The following is a 17,699-nucleotide window of genomic DNA, read 5'->3' as shown; positions in this document are numbered from 1 at the left end:
AACCAGTGGACTGCCCCCAAAAAGGTGGCCAAGGCGATTTATTGCCTTGGCCACGTCAGGGGGAGATCGTGAACCGGTAGCCGCAGCGCTCAATAGGTAACGCGCGCGGTGATGCTGAAGCGGCGATCGGCGATAGTCGCAGTGCGTGGCCGCGTCGTGATCCCGAAATAAGATTGCTTGAGCGCATTGTTGATGTTGCGCGCATCAACGCCCAGCGAGAAATGCGGTGTGACCTGATAAGTGATCGACCCGTCGAGCTGGCCATAGGGCCGGTCGAATTGCGGCAGATTGCCGGTGCCGACGCCTGCGGTCGTTTCCACAAACTTGCTGCGCCAATTGTACGCCAACCGGGCCGAGATCGGACCCTTTTCGTAAATGCCGATGATGTTGTAGCTGTACTTCGACAGCAGCTCGAGCGGCACCTGCGTTACGGGACCCGACGTTGCAGGGCTCGGCGCATGCGAATCGACATACGTGAAGTTCGCCTGCATCCCCAAGCCGCTGAGCGGCCCCGGCAGGAAGTCGAAAAACTGCTGGAACGAGACTTCGGCGCCCTTCACCGTGGCATCGGCGGCATTGGTGTACGACGTCACTTGATACGTATAAGTCTTGTTGTCCGGGAAGGTGATGTCGCGCGGGGTGATCGCCGTCTGGATGTAGCCGTGGACCTTCTTGTAGAAGCCTGCGACCGAGACATAGCCATGGCGCGAGAAATACCATTCGAGCGAGGCATCGAAATTGCGCGACGTCATCGGCGCGAGGAACGGATTGCCGCCCGTTGCCGTGTGTATCTCATTGGACTGCGCCGGGCCCGGCTCGGTCAACGTCAAGCTCGGATTGAGCTGCGAGAAGGTCGGGCGTGCCAGATTTTTCGAGGCGGCGACGCGCAACTGCAGGTTGTTCGTCAGATGGAACCGCAGGTTTACGCTGGGCAAGACCTTTGTGTAGGAATTCCGAAAGCCGATCGCCGTGAATTCAGGATCCCCGGTTGCCGTTGATCCGTCGGGCTGCACGATCTGCGGCACTTGCTGGTAATAGCCTGCTACATCAACGTCGGTTTTGACGACGCGCACGCCGACATTGCCGTCGAGCGGGATCGACAAGGGGCTGGCATCGAAGAACGCGGCGGCATAGCCGGCGTAGGTCTTCTGGCTTTGCGAGTTGCTGCCGCTCGGCAGGAACGGTGGCGCACCGGAAATGCCGAACGCGGCCAACGTTTCGTCATAATTGCCGATCGTCTCAAGCGGGAAGGTGACGACCGAGCCGAACACGTCGGCATTGCCGCGGAAGATGTCGCTCAAGTCATACGGAACGAGGCTGCCCCGTCCGGTAATCGTAGAGTAGCGATATCCCGTATCGTCGTTCTCATTGTAACGGTCCGTGTAACGAAATCCAGCGCGCAACGACGAAATCAGCCCGCCTTCAAAATCATATTTTAAGTCAATCCGGCCAGCCTTTTCCGTCCCGTGAGAGTGGGAAAAATCGTCCAGGAAGCCGTTGTTCGAAAATAGTGACGGATCGGTGGTGTCGCTGGCCGGTAGCGTGTGGAACGACGCCACGTCGCCCGACACGTCCTGCTGAAAGGTGACATTCGGCCCGTTGCTGATGACGATGAAGTTCGATTGGTGGGTATTCGAACGAACGTATTGTCCGTCCGCGGTAATCTCAAGGTTGGGGGTGGGCTTCCACTTCGCGGTCAGCGAGTAATCGGTCGTCGTCGATTCGCGCGTATTGAGGCTCGCATACGAACCCAGCGGTACATTCTGCCATGTGCCGCTGATGAAATCGCCATTGTCGGCAAAGCTGAAATCGGCGCCCGGCAACGGGCTGATGTCCGCGTCGCCTGTCGTTGCGAAGAACGCGTTGCCGCGGATATTGAACTTGTAATTGTTGCGGAACACCTCGCCCGTGAACTCGAGCGTATCGGTTGGCTTCCATTGCAGCGCGACGTCAACGCCGAACCGCTGCCGGTGGCCGTAATTCTTGTTGAGGCCGCCTCCATGCGGGATGGTGGTCGTTTCGCCAACGCGGCCCAGAGCGGCGGCAACGGCGGCATCGGCGGGATTGTTATAATTGCCTTGCGCATCCTTGCTCTGATCAAGCGTGTAGAAAGGCTCGGTCGAAATTTGATCGTCGCGAAAATAATCCTTCTGATAGGCCACGTCGGCGAGCACGCCGATTTCGCCGATGCCGGTGTCCCAGCGATCGCTAATCAACGCCGAGGCTGAAGGTCCGCTCTTGCCGATGAGATCGTAATAATTCTGTGTGACCCCGCCGGAAAATTTGAAACCCGAGAAATCAAATGGCTTGCGGGTGCGAAAGTTGATGACGCCGGCAAGCTGACCCTCGATCTGATCTGCCGAGGGATTCTTGTAGACGTCAATGCCGGCGAGTAGTTCGGCCGGGACGTCTTCGAGATTGAGCTGATCGACGCCGCCGGCCGTGAAGATGTCGCGGCCGTTCAATTCGGTGCGCACCTGCGTCAGGCCCCGGATCGCGACCGAACTGCCTTCGCCGTAATTACGCTGGATTTGGATGCCCGCCACCCGCTGCAACGCCTCTGCGACATTCCGGTCGGGGAGTTTGCCGATGTCCTCCGCCACAATCGAATCAACGATTTCGGGCGCGTCACGCTTGATTGCTTCGGCCGACTGAAGACTGGCGCGAACACCGGTAACCACAATGTCGCCAGTCCCGGCATTCGCCTGGGGCGCCGTTGCATCAGTGGCCGTTTGCGCGGCAGCGGCGGGGGATTCGCCTGTCGCATCGTCGGCCTGCGCTGCGGCGGGAGCGGCCCAAACGAGCGCGAGTGGCAGCGGCGCAGCGGCCAGCGCCAGCATAACGGCGGCAGGGCGGCGAGGAAGCATTGGATACTCTCCTGACAATCTCTTCTGACTTATCGTATTTTCACCGATAGAATTGGTTTTCCGTCAGCGCAATGCCTTTATCGTTGTTTTCGAGGGATGGGGCGCAGCTTGTGCGGATCGTTGCCGGCGCGCGCCGCACGCGCCCGATTATCACTGCAGCAGGGCGGCGCCGTATCCTGCCAGTGTCATGGTGCCGGTATGGGCAGTGCCGGTCAGCGCGTCGCGCTTCGTGCCATCGAACACCACAGCTTTCGGGCTTTCCGTGGTGTTGACATACATGGTGCGACCATCGACGACGCGAGCAACGACGCCCGCCGGCGTCTGCGGGCCGCGCGTGATCCCCAACTTGTCGTAGAGCGAGCGTTCGAGCGGGCCCAGCAACGCTGCTTGCGGCGCCGTTGCAAGATAGATCGCGGTGCCCTTTCCGAAATGGTTGACGGTGATCGCGGGGCTCTTTTGCGGCGTGTTCTCGAAGCTGGCGATCGTCGCCGCGGTGCTTGGCTCCAGGACCTCGTAATAGCTGTCGGTGCCGGTCAGATCATGGCCATCGAATCTGACCTTGAGCGGCTGTTCGGATCGGTAGAATTGGTCCGTCCGCAAGCCGAAGACATCACTTAGCTGCCCCGGCAACGGTGTTTCGAACCACTTGCCGGTTGCATCGACCTTCGCTGAATAACCGGTCATGATTACCGTGCCGCCATTCGCGACATAATGGCGCACCGCCTCGGCGGTCGGCGCGTCCATCATATAGGCGCTGGGCAGCACGACGAGCTTGTATTTGTCGATCGGGTCATGCGCGATGTCGATGACTGCGGCATCAATATTGTCCTCGAACAGCGGCTTGAACGCCTCGCGCGCCTGATCGACGTAATTCCCGGTAAAATACTGCTTCATCGTGTTTGGGCCTGGCGGCGGCGTCGTCAGCCAGTTGGTCTCGAAGGAATAAGCGATCGCCACCTGCGGATCGCGATAGCGCGGGAAACCCATCGACTTCAGCTTGGCGAACTCGCTGGCGATCGTGCCGAATTCGTCGACCTTCCACGATGGTCGGCTGTCGTGATCGAGCAGGCCGAACAGCGATTGCTCCTCGCCCCCGATATGCGAGTTGAAGGTCCAGGCGAGGAACGTCTGCGAATAATAAAGCAGGCCGAAATAGGCCCACATGCGCGATCGGCCCGGCGTGCCGTAATAGCCGCCGCCTCCCGCGGTAAATTCGTTGAACCAGACCGGTGTCTCGTGTCCGGCGCGCATCATCATTACGCCGAAGGCCGCGCCCAGCGGCTCGCCCGGGTAGAAGCCCTCCGCTCCGTAGGTCGAATAGCCGTTCCAGGAGCGCAGATAATCGAATCCCTTCGCCGGTGCATCCGGCCACAGGTTCGAAACCGCCGGCAGGTTCGGCGCATATTGTTCACGCACCGAATCGAGATCGTTCAAATCGGCGATCGTCACGTCAGACCAGAAACGATGAAGATCGAGGTTGCGCTCGTTCGGCCCCGGCCCGTCGCCATAGGGCAGATACACCTCGTCCCAATTGTCGATGCGCCGTGACCAGCGCTGCGTTGCCCATGCCTTATTGAGCGCCTCGATCGTGCCGTAGCGCTTTTTGAGCCAGGCAATGAAACGCTGACGATCGCCTTCCGAATAGGACATCGGCGAACTGCCGACTTCGTTGTCGTAGCCGACGGCGACAACCGCCGGATTGTGAGCGTATCGCTTGAGCATCGCCACCGCGAGGTCGTGGACTTCGCGCCGATAGTCGGGATCGCTGATATCATCCCAATAGCGCGTCGCGGGATGGAGCCGGACACCGTTCTGATTGACGATATCGACACCGGGATACTTCTTGTGCAGCCAGGTCGGCGCCGGCAGTCCGGGGATATCGAGGATGACCTTGATCCCGGCCGCGCGCATCTGGGCGAGCACGTCGTCGAACCAGTCGAAGGTGAACTTGCCTTCTTCGGGCTCGAACGAATCCCAGGACAGGTCGCCCATGCGAACCATCGTGAAGCCTACCTTCTTCATGATCGCGATGTCTTGCCTGATCTGTTCAGGCGAGCGGTCGATCGGCTGATAGCAGGCGCCGACGAACAACTGGCCGCTGCCCGGCCAATCGGGATGGCCGGCGGGACTCTGCGCTGCCGCCGATATGGGCAGCGCAACTGGCGCGATCACAGCACATAGCCCTAACGCCAGTGCGCCGCGGACAGCCGAAAGCCTGGTGGGAATTGTCATCGTCATCCATTCGAAGGTCGGAAAAGGGGGAAGTGGTCAGGCGAAGCTGATCTCGAAGACGCTGGCGTGGCGCGTCGGCAGCGCCGCAGGCATGTCGATGACCAGTGCTTGCCCGGATTGCCGGAACCTGGTCTTTTGCCGCGCGCCGAGCAGCCGGACGCGGCTCACCGGCCGCCTCTCGTACGGATTGCCCTGCGCAAGCGCGGTAATCGCGACGCTGCCTGCCGGCTCGCCGAGCGTGATCGCGAACAGACGATCGCCTTTCGTGGTGAACCTGATATCCTTGGCCGTATAGGCGACCTGTTCCTTGAACATGCCGGCGGCGGCTTCGGTCGGACCTTCACCGTCAATCTTCCATGGCCGTGTTCCGTGAATCGCTTCGGCGTTAACCGCCATCCATGCCGTCAACTCGGCAAGCAGCTGCTCGGATTCGGGCGGCAAGCTGCCGTCGGCATGCAACACGACGTTGAGCAGCATGTTGCCGTTTTTGCTGACGATGTCGGCCAGCATCGTGATGACTTCATCAGCGGTTTTGTATTTGTAGTTCTCGTTGAAAAACCAGTCGCCATTTGATGTGTCGGTCTGCCAGGGAAGTGGGCTGATCCCCTTGAGCACGCCGCGCTCGACATCCTGCACCGCCCATTCCTTGTGGAATTCTCCGGAGCCCGAATCTTTGCAATTGTAGACCGCATCCAACTTGCCGCTGCGCGCAATGCTGCTGTTGTAGAAGTCGGCGACCAGCGATTTTCCGATCGACCCGAACGGCAAACCGCCGTCAGAATAAAGCAAATCGGGCTGGTAGCTGTCGACCAGGTCGCGGATACGCTTGTACCATATGTGATGGTATTCGGCGTTGTCGGTGTACCAGGTGCCCGGCTTGTTGAGGAACGGCTGGTCACGATTGTCGTGGTAGAGATCGGCATAGCGCGGGTCGGCGCCGTCATAGCTGACGCCGAGTTTCGGCCAGAACTGGTCGTAGAGATGGTTGGGATACCACCAGCAATAGCTGGCGCCGAGATGCTCGGAAACGCCGAAGCGCAAGCCGTGCCGCTTCGCCGCGGCCTGCCATGTGCCGACGATGTCGCGCTCGGGGCCCATCGCCGCCGCGTTCCAGCGGTGATGCCTTGAATTCCACAGATCGAAATTGTCGTGATGGACCCCCATCGACACGAAATATTTCGCGCCCGCTGCCGCATATTTCGTCATCAGCGCATCGGCATCGAACCGATCGGCGGTCCACAGCGGAATGACGTCCTTGTAGCCGTGTTCGGAAGGGTGGCCGTAGGTCTTCAGATGATGATCGTAATGCGGGTGGCCGGGCACATACATGAAGCGGGCATACCAATCGCCCTGCCCCGGCACCGCTTGCGGCCCCCAATGCGCCCAGATACCGAACTTGGCGTCGCGGAACCACTCGGGCGTTCGGTAGGTCATCAGCGATTCGGTGGTCGGCTGAAAGCGGCCTGCCACCGGCTTGGGCACGTCGGCATCGAGGCCCGGCAGCGAAGCAGACGCGCCGGAACCGCGCGCCAGCGCCCTCGAGGAAAGCGCCGTGGCGAGCGATGCACCCAGCAACTCTCGCTTGTTAAGCTTGATCATCGAGCCTCTCCTTTGCCTGACCGGCAACGCATCTCGACAGCGCCGCCCTATTTATCATATTTGCAAACAGGTTCTCATTAGGCAAGTAGGAGTTGAAGATTCGAGACAAGGACACAGCGACGCGCGTTGAGCCTTCCGGGCATCGAGCTACGCACCGTGTCTCGCTCACCCTCCCGCCCTCGCGCAAAGATTGACAGATCAACTGAAGGGGAGAGAAAAATGATTGCAAGAAGCGGCGTGACGGCGACGCTGGTAGCGCTCTTGACCGCGACGAATACCCCGGCGGCCGCACAACAGGCGGAAGCGCCGCTTCCCCGATTGGTGACAAACGGCAATCATCACGCGCTACTGGTCGACGGCGCCCCGTTCCTGATGCTTGGGGCGCAGGCGAACAATTCGAGCAATTATCCGTCTGCGCTGCCGAAGGTCTGGCCGGTGCTCGATCAATTGCACGCCAATACGCTGGAGATTCCGGTCGCCTGGCAGCAAGTCGAACCGGAGGAAGGGAAGTTCGATTTTTCCTGGGTGCAAACGCTGCTCGAGCAGGCGCGGTCGCACGACAAGCGCCTGGTGCTGTTGTGGTTCGGCACCTGGAAGAATACCAATCCCAATTACACGCCAGCCTGGGTGCTGACCAACAACAGGCGCTTTCCGCGCATGAAGAAGCCGGATGGCAGTGATTCTTACGCGCTATCGCCAATGTACCGCTCGACGCTGGAGGCCGACAAGCGCGCCTTCGTGCAGCTAATGTCCTATCTCAAGGCGCACGATCCGCAGAACACCGTGCTGATGGTGCAAGTCGAAAACGAAACCGGCAGCTACGGCAACCCGCGCGATTACGGCATGGCCGCGCAGAAGCTGTTCGACGGGCCCGTGCCTGCGGCGCTGGTCAAGGCGCAGCACAAGCAGCCTGGAAACTGGGCGCGGGTGTTCGGCGACCAAGCCGATCGCTATTTCAACACCTGGTATCTGGCTCGTTACGTCAACGAAATCGCCGCCGCCGGCAAGGAAGTAAAGCCGCTGCCGATGTATGCCAACGCGGCCCTCGCCGGCGCGTTCGGAACGCCCGATCCTAAAGCGGTGGCAAGCGGTGGACCACAATGGGACGTCCTCGACATTTGGAAAGCGGCGGCGCCGGCAATCGACACCGAGGCGCCCGACATATACGATGCCAAGAGCGCAGACGTCGCGGCTTATCTCGATCACTACGATCGCCCCGACAATCCATTGTTTGTCCCCGAAACGGGCAACGCACCCAAATTCGCACGGTATTTCTGGTCCGCTTTGGGTCACGGTGCGATCGGCTATGCGCCGTTCGGCATGGATGCGACGGGCTATTTCAACTACCCTCTCGGCGCCGGTCCGCTCGACGACGAGATCATAGACGCCTTCGCCAGCAAATATGCGTTGATCGCCCCGATCGACCGCGATTGGGCAAGGATCGCGTACGAGCATGAGACCTGGGGCTGTTCGCGGCCGGACGACGGCGCCGCGCAAAAGAAAACCTTCGGCGCCTGGACGATTACCGCCAAATACGGCCAATGGCAGTTCGGACCCGACGAGGACGACATGCGGCGCCAGGACGCCCCGCCCTGGGCCGCCAAGCCGATCGGCGGGTGTCTCGTCGCTGCGCTCGGCCCCGATACGTTTCTGATTACCGGCGATCACGTCCGCCTGCACATCGACGCGTCGAATGACGGCCCCCCTCACCCCTTGATGGTGCGCGTCGAAGAAGGCCATTTCGATAAGGGCACGTGGGTGATGGACCGCGTATGGAACGGCGACGAGACCGACTATGGGCTCAATTTCGTCGATACGCCCTATCTGCTGAAGGTGACGATGGGGAGCTACAAGTGAGCCGCCCCGACAGTTCCCAGTCGCGCATACTCAAGGAAAGAAGCAAGGCATCGCCAATTCAGGGCGATACGGACGGCCAGGGACGTCTATAGCCAGGCACCCATGTCCCAAGGCACGAACTCGAAATCGCCAAGACCGAGCCGCTCCGACTTGGTTTCCTGACCTGAAGCGGTCGCGACGAGCATCCGGTAGATCAACTCGCCCGCCTCCGCGACCGACATCCCGTCGAGGATCGGCGAGCAATCGATGTCCATGTCGTTCGCCATTGCCGCGGCCAAGCGTGCGTTCGAAGCGATTTTCAGACAGGGCGTTGGCAGCGCGCCGAACGCCGATCCGCGCCCCGTGGTGAAAGCAAGAAGATTGGCGCCCGAGGCAATCTGGCCGGTGGCCGAGCAGGGATCGTAACCGGGCGAATCCATGAACACCAGACCGCGGTGACGACATGGCGCCCCATAAAGGATCACGTCATTGAGCGGCCCCGTTCCGGCCTTCGAGATCGCACCGAGCGATTTTTCGAAGATGGTGGTCAGCCCTCCAGCCTTGTTGCCGGGGGATGGATTATTGTCGAGGCTGACGCCATTACGGCTGGCGTATCGCTCCCACCAGGCGATCCGCTCGTCGAGCGCGTTGGCGACTGCGGGACTTGCGGCACGTGCCAGCAACAGATGTTCGGCACCATAAATTTCCGGCGTTTCCGACAGCAGCACTGTCGCTCCAGCCGCTATCAGAAAGTCAGCGGCTGCCCCCAGTGCGGGGTTGGCCGTGATGCCGGACCAACCATCCGACCCCCCGCATTGCAGACCCAGCACCAAGTCAGATACAGGGCAGTCGCTACGTCGATCGTTCCTCAGGAGATCGACGAAATCGGACACGATCGCTACGCCGCGGTCGATAGCCTCAGCGGTACCGCCAGCGTCCTGAATGGAGAGCGTCCTCAATCGCGCTCCGGGCGCAAGGCCATAGCGAGCGAGCAGCCCCTCGATCTGGACTTGCTCGCAACCCAAGCCGATCATCAGCACGGCGCCGAAATTGGCGTGGCGCGCGTAGCCGGCCAGCGTCCGCTCCAGCGTTTCAAATGCCTCGCCCGTCCCCGCCATGCCACATCCTCGTGTATGGGTGATCGGCACTACGGCATCGACACCGGACGGCAGGTTGTCCTCGAATTGGCGAGCAATGCGCCGCACGACAGTTGCCGAGCAATTGACGCTGGAGATAACACCGATCGCGTTGCGCGTCCCTACGCTGCCGTTATCGCGCCGATATCCGGCGAAAGTGAGCGGTAGCGTTTCTTTCGGCACCGGGGGCGTCCACGTCGCGGACGGCAAACCCGCTCGGACGGCGGCTCGGCCATCTCCGACCGATAGATTATGCGTATGAACATGGCTGCCGGCCGCAATGTCGGTGCTCGCGATGCCGATTGCTTGTCCGTACTTGCGGACTGTCTCGCCCCTGGCAATGCGCCGCAACGCCATTTTATGACCGCTCGCGATTGCGTCGCGCAGGCCGACGCCAAGGACAGTGTCACCTGGCGTCCCATCGTCTATCAAGACGGCGACGTCGTCGCCACTCGTCAAACACAAAGCCCTGGTCATGATGCGCTTCTCGCTTGCAGGAGATGTTGGAGCTTCGGCATCGGCAACACGGTGCCGCTCCGTTCGACCCAATCGACGAAACCGCCAATCCGTGTCTTGATCTTCGTCGAGTGATCGGTCGCGATATCAGCGAGGCGATGGGCAAGAAACGGATTGCGAAATCGCTCGAGCGTCGTCTCGACATAGTCGTGCGCCGCGTCACCAGCGCCGCGGGCGATAAACCCGGGAACGACCTCGTCGCGATAGACCGCCGTGAGGGAATCGGCCAGGGCGGGCGTGCTCATCGCGTCGAGCACCGTCATCGCCGACGGCTCTCCCAGCCGCCGCCACTGTGCGGCGAGCCAGGTATGGCCAAGATTGAGAATGTGAAGTTTCAGACGTTCGAAATGCTCGAGATCATCGGTCAGCTCGATTGCCGGATGGTTGAAAGGCATAACGAGACCCGGCTGCCGGCTCACCGCCCACAGCGCATAGGGTTCGGTTATGGCGCCGGCGGGATTCAGCGGCTCGCTGACAATGCGATCGACCAGTGTGTCGACCCATCGGCATTCGGTATCGAGCCATTCTTCGAACGCCGCCCCATAGCCCCATTGGTTTGAGAGCGCCTTCACGCGGTGATGGAGGACGGCGCCATTGGTCCGGATGAGTTCGCATGGAAGGAACGTCACGCCGTCCCGACCCGCCTTCCAACGATTATATAGCAGCTGCACGATCATGCCGATGAAGCCGGTCGGCGGCTGAACCGAGTTCGGCGGCTGTTCGCCTTCAATCGACTCGAAGCCCGTCGCGCCCGTGTTGGAAACCACATGGGTAACCGACGAGACAAACAGGGCGACAAGTTTCCGCCAATCCCGACGCGCACTGATGCCGTCGACCACGCTGCGAACGATTATCGAGCTCGCGATCCGCCGCCCCTTTTCTACGCCGCGGACGATCACCGAAAAGCCGCTGGGATCGGCGAATGCCGACAGGCGACGCGATCGCGCTTCGTCATCGGTAACCTGGGCGATCACAATCGGCGGCACGTCCTGGCCCGACGTGCGCGCTTGCCAGGCAAACAAATCGACATGGGCCTGCAGAAAGCGACTGGTTCCGAACTGGAGGATCACTGCTTCGCGGCCCCATTTACGACCTCGGCCAGCCCACGGCGGTTGACGGCGCCGAACGCGAACACCATCGCGAAGCACAGCGCCGGGACGAGCATCGCATTGACGATCGATCCCGACCGGTCTGAGACAAAGCCCATCAGCGCCGGAAAGATCGCGCCGCCGATGATCGCCATCACCAACAATGCCGATGCCGGTTTGGTTCGATCTCCCAGGCCGGCGACCGATTCTGCGAAGATCGTCGGATACATGATCGACATGAAGAAGCTCGACACGACCAGGGCTGTCACCCCGGGAACCCCGTGAACGAACGTCGCAAACGCACACAATGCCGCGTCGATCGCCGCGAACAGGGTGAGCAGCGCGAGCGGGCGGACCCTGGTCATTAGCGCGGCACCGATAAATCGTCCCACCATGAACAGCACGAGCGAGATCGTCAGATACGTCGCCCCCGTCCGCGCAGCGGTGCCGGGCAACGCAATCTCGGCATAGCGGATCAGGAAGCTCCACACGCCAACCTGCGCGCCGACATAGAAGAATTGGGCGGCGACCCCGAACATCACCCGCGGCGTACGGATCACCGAGCCGAATGCCGCGGCCGCAGCCGAATCCTCGATGGCGTCCGCGTCGGTGGCGACCGCAGGAAAGGGCGTCAACCGTATCAGGATGGCCCACGCGATTACCCCAAGGCCGATCAGCAGATAGGGCATCTGGACGCTCGCTGCCTGCGTCGCCCGTTGGGTCGCCTCGACCGCCGAGGACAATGGCGCCGGAACGGTCGACTCCGCGAGGATAAAACGTCGTCCGATCAGCACGCCGGCGATCGACCCAAGCGGGTTGAAAGCCTGCGCGAAGCTCAATCGGAGCGACGCGCTCCCTTCCGGCCCGAGTCGCGCAACCAACGGATTCGCCGAGGTCTCGAGAAACGCGAGACCGGCGGCGATCACAAACAACGCGCACAGAAAGAATGGATAGCTGAGCGTCGCTGCGGCTGGCCAGAACAGCAGCGCGCCCACGCCGTAGAGGCCCAGGCCGAGAATCACCGCTGCGCGATACCCTCTCGCCCGCATGAATACCGCCGCCGGAATCGCGAGACAGAAATAGCCGAGATAGAATGCCGACTGGATCAGTCCCGCGCCAAGATCGCTGAGAGTGAATACCACTTTGAAATGCGCGATTAGGATGTCGTTGAGATTGTTTGCGACTCCCCACAGGAAGAACAACGCGATCGTGAGGATAAACGCCGTCGCCCACCGGCGCGGAAATACAGAATCCTCGCTCAAACCGAATCTCCCCTGCAGGCGTGCGTCGTAGTGGCAAACGGGCAGACGCCTTGAGCCAGCAAGCGCGCGTCACTGAAATCCCGGGCGATGGCGACGCTCACAGACCCTCCCCAACAGCTTTCTCTTATAATAACTACTTTTCATATATGGCGTTGGGACGTTCCACAAGCGCTCCCATAAACAAATTGTACCTCGCAAGTAGGTCGAGCGACACGAGCCGAACACTCCTCACCCGCGCGCAACGCTCCGACATTAGCGGTTGCATCGCCGGCAAGCACGGTTATCCGTTCCCGCTTGCTTTCCATAAGCGATAGCGTATTTGCATCAATGATTTTGTTAGGCGAGGGTGTATGAAAGCAATCGTTTGCCAGGAGCCACATCGCCTTGCGGTCGCAACGCGCGAGCCGCCCGTCCCGAAAGCAGGCGAGGTCCTTATCAGAATCCGGCGGGTCGGCTTGTGTGGCACCGATTTCCACATTTACGGTGGCCGCCACCCCTATCTCACCTATCCCCGCGTCATGGGTCATGAACTCGCCGGCGAGATCGAGCACGCACCGCAGGGCTCGACTTTTCAGGTCGGCCAAGTCGTCGCCGTCAATCCTTATCTCGCCTGTGGGACGTGCTTGGCCTGTAGACGTGGAAAGCCCAACGCCTGCGCCAACATCTCCGTGCTGGGCGTGCATGCCGACGGCGGCATGTGTGAATTGCTGGCGGTCCCGGAGAGCGCGGTCATCGACGCTACTGGGCTGTCGCTCGATGAGGCCGCACTGCTGGAATTCTTGTCGATTGGCGCGCACGCGGTGGCGCGAGCCACGATTTCGTCCGGTGATCGGGTGCTGATCGTCGGTGCCGGGCCGATCGGAATCGCGGCCGCCTTGTTTGCCAGGCTGGACGGCGCAAGCATTACTCTGGTCGACCAGCGGCGGAGCCGGCTGGATTATGCCAGGTCGAGGCTCGGCTTCGACGACATCGTGGAAGCCGATGCGGCGCTTGCGGAGACGCTGCGGGCCAAGACCGACGGAGAGTTCTTCGACGTTGCCATAGATGCAACCGGCTCTATCGCAGCTATGAACAACGCGTTGTCCTACCTCGGCCATGGCGGCAAGCTGGTCTTCGTCGGCGTTTCGCCTGGGGAAATCCAGTTCGACGACCCCGAGTTTCACAAGCGCGAAACCACATTGATAGCCAGCCGCAACGCCCTGCCCGGCGATTTTGCCCGGGTTATCGGCGCAATGAAGCGTGGCGACATCAAGGCCAGCGACTTGCAGACCCACAGCGTTATCGGCGAGGAGATGCCGGTCCGGCTTCCGGAACTGATCGCGGAGGCCGATCACGTGCTGAAGGCGGTGGCCAGCTTTTGATCTGATACCGGCCCTCGCCGCGTTTCACCCGCGGACGGCGATGGTATCGCCGCGCCCGGCGTGATAACCGAGCGTCTCCGAAATGTTGGCTGCAGCGGTTTTCAGAACGCCGAGGGCCGCATCGAAGCCGACTTTCTGTGACCCATCGATGAGTTCGAGAAAAGGAATCGTCAGCGCCCCGACGATGTCCTCGTGAAAGCCGAACACCGGATAACTGATATCGGTCACCCCATGGGTGATCGGGCTTTTCCGATGATCGAACCCGGCCTGCCGGATTTTCTCCAGCCGCGCACTCAGCGCCGCGCGATCAACCTTGATGCCCTGAATCGCTTCCGCTTCGGCGATGATATGGTCGGCGCGCTCGGCGCTGGAAAACGCAAGAATTACCTGCCCCGAGCAGCTTTTAACCATATCGATTGCCGCGCCCAACCGCAGTGAGAAGCCGCGGGTGCCCGGATTCTCCTCGCGCGCAATAACCAGCCCTTCGCCGCCATTGGGTACGACGAAATGGCAAGATTGCCCGGTTTCAATGGCAAGCATCCGCATTTCGGGCAACGCAGCATTGACCAGATTCTGGGCCGGCGTCGCGCGATAAGCCAAATCGAGCAGCTTATATCCGACCGTGTAACGATCTGATTTCGCGGACTTCTGGAGGTAGCCCATTTGCTCCATGACAATGACGATCCGAAACAGCTCGCCGACCGACCGGTCGAGATACGCCGCCATCTCGCTGACCAGCGCTCCTTCGCGCTGGCTCGCCAACATCTCGAGCACCTCGAATGCCTTTTCGATGGCAGGCGCCGCATATGTCCCTTTAGGGCCTGGTCGGGGCATAGAGTCTCCGTTGAAAGTCTACCTTCGGCGCGAGCAGACCCGGTTAATCTTGCCCGCCCATTGTCGCTCAAGTCTCAACGCGCCTGAGAGCCCCTTGATACTGGCTTGGCGACGATTTTGCCAACAAGCGGCGATAGAAAGCAATGGTTCTTAACCGGCGTCGATCGAGCCACATGGGCTAGGATGTCCGCAGGCACTCCTGCCGCTGCTCGCCGAGGCCGGTGATGCCCAGCGTGACGACATCGCCCTCCTTGAGGTACCAGGGATCGGGCTTCTGCCCCATGCCGACGCCCGGCGGCGTGCCAGTGGTGATGATATCGCCCGGCTCCAGGGCCATGAAACGCGAGCAATAAGCGACGATCTGCGCGACGGTGAAAATCATCGTCCTGGTGTTTCCGTCCTGCACGCGGCGGCCGTTCACCGCCAGCCACATGCCGAGTGCCTGCGGATCGCCCACCTCGTCGGCGGTGACCAGCCAGGGGCCGACCGGGCCGAAGGTCGGGAAGCCCTTGCCCTTGTCCCAGGTCGGGCCGCGTTCCTGTTGCCAGTGGCGTTCGGAGACGTCGTTGACCACGCAATAGCCGGCGACATGGGTCAACGCATCCGCCTCGGCGACGTCATGCGCGGCGGTCCCGATCACGACGCCGAGTTCGACTTCCCAGTCGGTCTTCGTCGATCCCCGCGGAATCACGATCGGATCATTCGCCCCCTGCAGGCAATTGACCCATTTGTTGAAGACGACCGGCTCGGACGGGATCGGCAGATTCGATTCCGCCGCGTGATCGGCATAATTGAGCCCGATCGCGATGAACTTGCGCGTGCCCGTCACCGGCACGCCATAACGCACGCCGTCAGGCACCAGCGGCAGCGCGTCAATGTCCACCTGCCGAAGCCGCTCGATCCCTTCAGGCGAAATCGCTGCGGCGTCGATATCGCCGATTACCGACGACAGATCCCGAATGCGCCCTTCAGCGTCGAGAATGCCTGGCTTTTCCGCGCCGCATGCACCGTACCGGCAGAGTTTCATAGGGTCACTCCTCGGAAGCGAACAGAAGGACTTGTCGCAAGGATCGTTCGGTCGAGCGCCGCAACGCTATTGCAGCCGGCCAGCGTCATCACCACGCGCATCTCCTGCGCGAGCATCGACACCATGCGGTCGACGCCAGCCTCTCCTTGAGCGGCAAGCGCCCACAGCCAGGCGCGCCCGAGCAACACGCCGCGCGCGCCCAGCGCCAGCATCCGCACCACATCAAGGCCCGACCGAACGCCGCCATCGGCGAACAGCGTCAGCCGGTCACCGACGGCATCCGCGATCGCCGGCAGCGCGCGAGCGACGGAGGGGGCACCGTCAAGCTGCCGGCCGCCATGGTTGGAGACCACGATCCCCTGCGCGCCATAATCCGCCGCGTCGCGGGCATCCGCGGGATCAAGGATGCCCTTGATGATCAGCGGGCCGTCCCACGCCTCGCGCAGCCATTCCAGATCATTCCATCGAATAGCCGGATCGAAGTTCCTGGCCAGCCACCCGATATAATCCTCCATCCCGCTGTCCTTGCCGAGGACGGGGACGAGGTTGCCCAGTTGATGGGGCCGGCCGCGCAAGCCGACATCCCATGCCCAGCCGGGTTTTCCCAGCGCCTGAACGAAACGGCGGGCCGGGCCGTGCGGGCCTGACATGCCCGATCGAGGATCACGATACCGGATTCCGGGTATCGGCATGTCGACGGTGAAGACCAGCGCCTGGGCCCCTTGCTCCTTCGCGATCGCAATCAGGTCGCGCATGAAGCCGCGATCGCGGATGACATAGAGCTGGAACCATAGTCGCGCGTCGGGGACGCTCGCGCGAACCTCGGTCATCGAGCATATCGATACGGTGGACAAGGTGAAGGGGATGCCGCGCGACGCGCTCGCCCGCGCCGCCTGCACTTCGCCGCGTCGCCGAAACATGCCCCCGATCCCGATCGGACCAAGCGCCACCGGCAGCGGGACTCTATCGCCGAACCATCGCGCCGACAGGTCGATCTCGGCGACATCCTGCAAGACGCGCTGGCGAACGGTGATCTCCGCAAGATCCGAGATATTGCGGTTCATCGTTTGCTCGGATTGCGCGCCGCCGTCGGCATAATCGAACAGGAAGCGGGGCAGTCGCCGGCGCGCTGCCACGCGGAAATCCTCGATAGCGGCAATAATCGTCATCGCCTGTCTACGCTCATGCCATGGTCCAGCCGCCATCGATCGCGATCACCGCGCCGGTGGTATAGGCGCTCTCGTCGCTCGCGAGATAGAGCGCTAGGAACGCGATCTCCTCCGGCGTACCGAGGCGCCCCATCGGCTGCCGCGCGACAAAGGCGGCCATTGCCGCCGCGGCATCACCGGTCGCGGCGAGACGCTGATCGAGCGATGGCGATTGCACGGTGCCCGGGCAGATCGCGTTGCAGCGAATGCCCTTGCCCACATAATCGAGCGCGATCGACCGCGTCATGCCGGCCACCGCGCCCTTGGACGCGCAATAGGCTAGCCGGTTGGGCACGCCGATCATCGCCCCGGCAACCGACGCGATGTTGACGATGGCGCCACCGCCCGCCGCCAGCATCGCCGGCAGCACCGCCTGGGTCATCCGGATCGTCGCCCGCACGTTGAGGTTCAAGGACAGATCGAGTCCCGCCTCGGTCGTCTCAAGGAGCGCGCCATTGTCGACATAGCCCGCGCAATTCACCAGCACGTCGAGCGTGCCGATCGCCTCGCCCGTGCGGATGATTGCCGCCGGATCGAGCAGATCGACGACGATCGGCTCACAATCGGTGAGCGTCGATAGCGCATCACCGTTGACATCCAGCGCAAGGACCGTCGCCCCTTCGCGCGCATACAGGTCGGCGATCGCGCGGCCGATGCCTTGGCCAGCTCCGGTGACGAGAGCGCGTTTTCCGGCGAGACGTGCCATGCGTGATATTCTCCTTTCGGCAAATCC

The 17,699-nt window shown here is 61.8% G+C and carries 12 protein-coding genes; 2 read left to right on the top strand and 10 right to left on the bottom strand.

The window, feature by feature from the left end; all coding sequences use genetic code 11:
* Positions 1 to 89: 89 nt before the first annotated feature.
* The 3 genes from K7G81_RS04200 to K7G81_RS04190 all read right to left on the bottom strand — a co-directional run bounded on the left by K7G81_RS04200 (position 90) and on the right by K7G81_RS04190 (position 6,698).
* Positions 90 to 2,867: a TonB-dependent receptor gene (locus K7G81_RS04200; RefSeq protein ID WP_255586602.1), complete on the bottom strand. Its 2,778-nt coding sequence runs from the start codon at positions 2,865 to 2,867 to the stop codon at positions 90 to 92.
* 150 nt (positions 2,868 to 3,017) lie between these two features.
* Positions 3,018 to 5,039 (bottom strand): beta-galactosidase, encoded by a 2,022-nt coding sequence (locus tag K7G81_RS04195; RefSeq protein WP_369412032.1) that lies wholly within the window; start codon positions 5,037 to 5,039, stop codon positions 3,018 to 3,020.
* A gap of 96 nt (positions 5,040 to 5,135) precedes the next feature.
* Positions 5,136 to 6,698 carry an alpha-L-fucosidase gene (locus tag K7G81_RS04190; protein WP_223029528.1) on the bottom strand — a complete coding sequence of 521 codons (1,563 nt, stop codon included), beginning with the start codon at positions 6,696 to 6,698 and terminating at the stop codon, positions 5,136 to 5,138.
* Between the two features lie 219 nt (positions 6,699 to 6,917).
* On the opposite strand from K7G81_RS04190, the gene K7G81_RS04185 reads away from it, so the two are divergent.
* Positions 6,918 to 8,555 carry a DUF5597 domain-containing protein gene (locus tag K7G81_RS04185; protein WP_223029527.1) on the top strand — a complete coding sequence of 546 codons (1,638 nt, stop codon included), beginning with the start codon at positions 6,918 to 6,920 and terminating at the stop codon, positions 8,553 to 8,555.
* An 86-nt stretch (positions 8,556 to 8,641) separates the two neighbouring features.
* Here the strand turns inward: K7G81_RS04185 and K7G81_RS04180 are convergent, their stop codons facing one another.
* Genes K7G81_RS04180 through fucP form a run of 3 tightly spaced genes read right to left on the bottom strand, consistent with a single transcriptional unit; the run spans position 8,642 to position 12,536 of the window.
* Positions 8,642 to 10,147, bottom strand: a complete 1,506-nt coding sequence (locus tag K7G81_RS04180; protein ID WP_223029526.1) for a UxaA family hydrolase — start codon at positions 10,145 to 10,147, stop codon at positions 8,642 to 8,644.
* Positions 10,144 to 11,334: a mannitol dehydrogenase family protein gene (locus K7G81_RS04175; RefSeq protein ID WP_369412031.1), complete on the bottom strand. Its 1,191-nt coding sequence runs from the start codon at positions 11,332 to 11,334 to the stop codon at positions 10,144 to 10,146. Before K7G81_RS04175 ends, K7G81_RS04180 begins: the two co-directional genes overlap by 4 nt.
* The gene (gene fucP / locus K7G81_RS04170; RefSeq protein ID WP_255586601.1) at positions 11,253 to 12,536 is read right to left on the bottom strand and encodes an L-fucose:H+ symporter permease; all 1,284 of its coding nucleotides are present in this window, start codon (positions 12,534 to 12,536) and stop codon (positions 11,253 to 11,255) included. Before fucP ends, K7G81_RS04175 begins: the two co-directional genes overlap by 82 nt.
* A gap of 350 nt (positions 12,537 to 12,886) precedes the next feature.
* Here fucP and K7G81_RS04165 point away from each other — a divergent pair, with 350 nt between their 5' ends.
* Positions 12,887 to 13,897 carry a zinc-binding alcohol dehydrogenase family protein gene (locus K7G81_RS04165; RefSeq protein ID WP_223029525.1) on the top strand — a complete coding sequence of 337 codons (1,011 nt, stop codon included), beginning with the start codon at positions 12,887 to 12,889 and terminating at the stop codon, positions 13,895 to 13,897.
* A 24-nt stretch (positions 13,898 to 13,921) separates the two neighbouring features.
* Here the strand turns inward: K7G81_RS04165 and K7G81_RS04160 are convergent, their stop codons facing one another.
* The 4 genes from K7G81_RS04160 to K7G81_RS04145 all read right to left on the bottom strand — a co-directional run bounded on the left by K7G81_RS04160 (position 13,922) and on the right by K7G81_RS04145 (position 17,672).
* Positions 13,922 to 14,731, bottom strand: a complete 810-nt coding sequence (locus K7G81_RS04160; protein WP_223029524.1) for an IclR family transcriptional regulator — start codon at positions 14,729 to 14,731, stop codon at positions 13,922 to 13,924.
* A 178-nt stretch (positions 14,732 to 14,909) separates the two neighbouring features.
* Positions 14,910 to 15,758, bottom strand: coding sequence for a fumarylacetoacetate hydrolase family protein (locus tag K7G81_RS04155; RefSeq protein ID WP_223029523.1), 849 nt, complete (start codon positions 15,756 to 15,758; stop codon positions 14,910 to 14,912).
* Entirely contained in the window at positions 15,755 to 16,927 is a 1,173-nt protein-coding gene (lldD, locus tag K7G81_RS04150; RefSeq protein WP_223029522.1) for an FMN-dependent L-lactate dehydrogenase LldD, read from the bottom strand. The genes K7G81_RS04155 and lldD overlap by 4 nt, the downstream gene beginning before the upstream one ends.
* Before the next feature lie 13 nt (positions 16,928 to 16,940).
* Positions 16,941 to 17,672: an SDR family oxidoreductase gene (locus K7G81_RS04145; protein WP_223029521.1), complete on the bottom strand. Its 732-nt coding sequence runs from the start codon at positions 17,670 to 17,672 to the stop codon at positions 16,941 to 16,943.
* Between the last annotated feature and the right edge of the window lie 27 nt (positions 17,673 to 17,699).

This window comes from Hephaestia mangrovi, assembly GCF_019880555.1.
GTDB classification, from domain to species: Bacteria; Pseudomonadota; Alphaproteobacteria; order Sphingomonadales; family Sphingomonadaceae; genus Sphingomonas; species Sphingomonas mangrovi.
The sequence above is the reverse complement of the archived record's forward strand: the minus strand, read 5'-3'. Positions and strand labels throughout refer to the sequence as shown.